This window comes from Pseudomonas sp. GG8, from assembly GCF_052976945.1.
Genome location: NZ_JBRIIP010000018.1, coordinates 1 through 3,606, shown reverse-complemented (window position 1 = coordinate 3,606; position 3,606 = coordinate 1). Strand labels below are relative to the sequence as shown.

3 protein-coding genes are annotated in these 3,606 nt (G+C 56.0%); 2 read left to right on the top strand and 1 reads right to left on the bottom strand.

Translation table 11 applies throughout. The features are described from left to right. The first annotated feature begins 1,055 nt into the window (after positions 1–1,055). Both ACVBEG_RS27375 and ACVBEG_RS27370 read left to right on the top strand, forming a co-directional pair. Positions 1,056–1,277, top strand: coding sequence for a hypothetical protein (locus ACVBEG_RS27375; protein WP_447108578.1), 222 nt, complete (start codon positions 1,056–1,058; stop codon positions 1,275–1,277). Positions 1,278–2,963: 1,686 nt separating this feature from the next. Next, a complete protein-coding gene (locus tag ACVBEG_RS27370) occupies positions 2,964–3,098 on the top strand; it encodes a hypothetical protein (RefSeq protein WP_447108577.1) in 135 nt (44 codons plus the stop codon). A 169-nt stretch (positions 3,099–3,267) separates the two neighbouring features. Here the strand turns inward: ACVBEG_RS27370 and ACVBEG_RS27365 are convergent. Next, positions 3,268–3,606, bottom strand: a 339-nt coding sequence (locus tag ACVBEG_RS27365; protein WP_447108576.1) for a hypothetical protein, incomplete at its 5' end; no start/stop codon positions are given.

Here is a 3,606-nt window from a genome sequence, read left to right as displayed (position 1 = left end):
GTCGTAAGGCATTCACCGTGGTCCGACGCGCGACTCCTCGGGTTTCCATCCGTTGATCAGCATCCTTTTCATGTGGTACCATCAGTTTAGGACTTGCGGAACAGCATTCGCGCGCGCGACTTCTCACGGTCAGTCAGGCGCGTCAAGTAGTTCAGCCACTCATGTCTAACATTCAACCAGAGGGGTACGAATGACAACAACATTTGCCCTACTTATATGAGTGACAAAGGACGCCCCTGTCGGCGGAAGCTGTAGGAGGAGATTTGGACCGTCGGCAGCAGAACGATGAAGAGCGTCTTGATCAAGCCTCATGCTACACGGTCCGATGATTGTCGTCCACCCCACACATATCCCCCCTGATAATTCAGTGCTGCCGCGCGGATCCGCGACGGATTTCGTCCGCGGTTACTCGATCAGGAAGAATCGCACATCGTGCTCAGGCTTGTTTCCGGACATTCGCCTCATATCTGGGAACGAACTGTCGCTTGTGAACTCAGGCCCGTGAATATCAGCTTCGAAGGCGAGTGAATAGTTGTACAATCTGTGGCTTGTTTCAGCCTCATGTCACCTGCGCTCGTTCGTTTCCAGGACCTTCCGTTGTCCAGCGGAAGCCGTCGGAGCGGCCTTCGTCCCTTGTGATTGCGATGATTCAGGCCAGTCGTTATACCGTTTGTCCACTGGCAAGGCTTGGCAACATTCACGACTATAACAGTAATCAATAATGCTTCAAATCCATGAAAATTGTCTTGATTCCCGCATGACGAAATTATGTCCCCCCAACCTACGGCGTCCAGCTGGTCGAGGTTGCACGCGGAACTTGCCGTCGACATCGATCACTTCTATTTCACCTTACTGTCAGGGCGTCCCCAGACCTTGATTTATGACCATTCACGAAGGCGAAGTACGGTGAACAAAGATCGAATCGGAACCGTCAAGCTGGAAGGTGGCGACGTCGTTCGCGTCCCGCCTGCGCCTGCCTGAGCGTCACGAAGCCCGTGCTGTCGCTCAGCTGCCGCGCCTGGAGGCAGCCATCTCTCGAAGACAAGGCGCTGATCGTGTGGACCACCTACGACATCGCTGTGCATCGCGGTCACGGTATCCGTACGGTACGATCGAAGCCTTCGTCGATGCGTCCGGACGCCAAGGAGCTGGAGCTGGTCCATCGGCTCGATCGGGACACGTATCGCCCTGCTGATGAATCCGAAGAACGCAGCATGCTTCGTCATTGTGCGTGGACGTTGCACAGTGATGATCTGATCAAACGTATATGGCCTTGATTTTCATGGCCACTCGAGAGATCAAGCTCAGGAGCGCGTAAACGCACCATTGCTCAAGTAACCTCATGCCCAGCGGCGCATGGTCGAGGTCAACGATCGAGCCGAGCGTCTGACGATTTTCAAGGTGCTGCATTCGCTTCGGTGATTTCCACATGGTCGAGGCTAAAGTTCATCACGGCGTGCGCACCATCGTGTCCACACCTTGCACGCCGGACATACATGGCAGGCGACACCCAGATACAGCGATGAAGGACTTCGGTCGTGAAGTTCGTCTGGTCTGGACGACAAGCGCCTGTTCTTGCACGCCTACATGCTGACCGTGCCGTTGCCCGACGGTCGGTGAGCTGGTGCAGCTCGCAGTTCGATGACATGTCGGCCAAAGCCGTGAGCGTTTCAGTGCGCCTGATTATCGATTGCTGATTTCGATTCGGACGACGGCACGCTGGCGACTCCCATTGGTAGATATAGTAGAGGCGATACGTACTGCGGCGCGTCTTCATGATATGACCACGCACGATCGTTTCGATCAGGCATCATCGTCTGGGTTTGCCTGAAGCAATTCACACATTGTCCCCGAAGTTCTTCCGGCCTGATGACTCACATGATCACTATGAGGTTCTGGCGCTCGAGGCCGAGCCTTCGCCGTTGTTCGCGGTATCATGCAGTCGTTCGAGCGTTTCGTGTTCAGGGTCTGGGCTTGCGGTCCACGGGGAAGATCGCATCGCCTGGACGGTACTGACGCGCGCACATGAGTTTTAGGAAGATTTCTTCGAGTCGCGCGTCACAATGAGACCGCGGCAGACCGGACCCTTTGATGCTGCAGTCCTTCGGCACTTCAACATCACACCGAGGAACACTGCGATGATAGACGATTCATACATTGATTTATTGATGGCGCGTAGACACTGGCATCGATTCAGTCGCAGTAGGTTGCAGTTGCGCAGACACTGGCGTCGCTGCGCGAGTTCAGAGTCGCGTCTGCGTATCGAGGGTTGCCGACCTGCACGCCTCGTTGGGCGCACACTGATTTTTTCGGTGAATGAACATGTCGGACGAAATGGAAGAAGCAGCAGGCTGAAGTCGAGGCAGTAGTTCCGACGACGAAGCTGGAGCTCCTGGAGAAGACCTTTGTTTCGCAGTGTTCCGGCAGCACCACTCACGACGCTGGGCATTTTCTCGAGCTCCTGACATTCGCTTATCTCATTCGTTGGTTCGATCTTTTACACCTGATGGGTGTTCGAAGGTGTCGCAGAAGACCGTCTCGTTTGATTGAGAGTCCGGGATGGTAAGGACAAGGAAACAGCAGCACGATAACATCGTTGGCAGATCTCGTCGAGCATTCAAGGATTCGAAGACCAGGGCGTGATCCTGCGTTGGACGCGGTCCAGCGGCCACCCAGTTCCAGTCCGGCTACATCTATGGCGATTTCATGCGCTGCGCGCCAAGCCGATATCAAGGTTTATCCAGTCATCGCCGTCAGCGCTTCGTGCTTACTACGTCCATGCCACCGACCAGTATGCCGACGAAGCCGGTACCGTCAGCCCGTTGGTGGCGCGGCCCGGCTCAGGTTCGTCGGTAGTGGACGGCTCGCGGCGTTGATCATCAGTACCTGCGCGTCGGGCGAGCACAGTTCCTTGATCCGTCCCACCACAGAAGGCTGATGAACTCGATTACTGGGCGAGGCAGGTGCTGAACACCACTCATCGCCAGTTCGTCGCCAGCGTCGAGCAGGGCGCGGTGATCGCCTGGAGGACAAGGACCATTCCCCAGTTCTTCAGGTTGGTCTGGACCGTCGACAGCGCAGCGGCTGGCCTGGTTTGATCCTCTCGCACTGCCTATGTCGCGCCGTCGATCATCGGTGAGAAGGAAGTAGTCAATTACACCATCGAAGAGTTGATAGATTTGATCGCTTCCAAGCTGGTCGGCATCGCTAACCGATGACGATGAATAGGCTCAGGGCATCGTTTGGTTTGACGAAATAAGCGGTACGTCAAAGAAGCCGGCCATTGATCGACTTCTTCATTTCAACGATTGAGGAATCACGATCCCTTCCATCAGTCGCATGTGGATAAGACGAATCAAGAGGCAGCCCGATCAGCTGGTCGCGTCGCTGTTCAGTACTACGAACAGCTTGCGCCGAACCCTTCGGCCTTGACTCCTCGCGGATCGTCAGGCTTGCTCGACGCGCGGATGCGCGCTCAAGGCTGGCCTGATCCAGGATCGCGCATGTGGACAGTGGAACGGCACGCAATCGAGCCTCGACGATCAGCCTCTGCGGCTGCTGACGGTCCAGCCAGTACGGAACGTCACGCTGGCGCCGCGGCTCAAC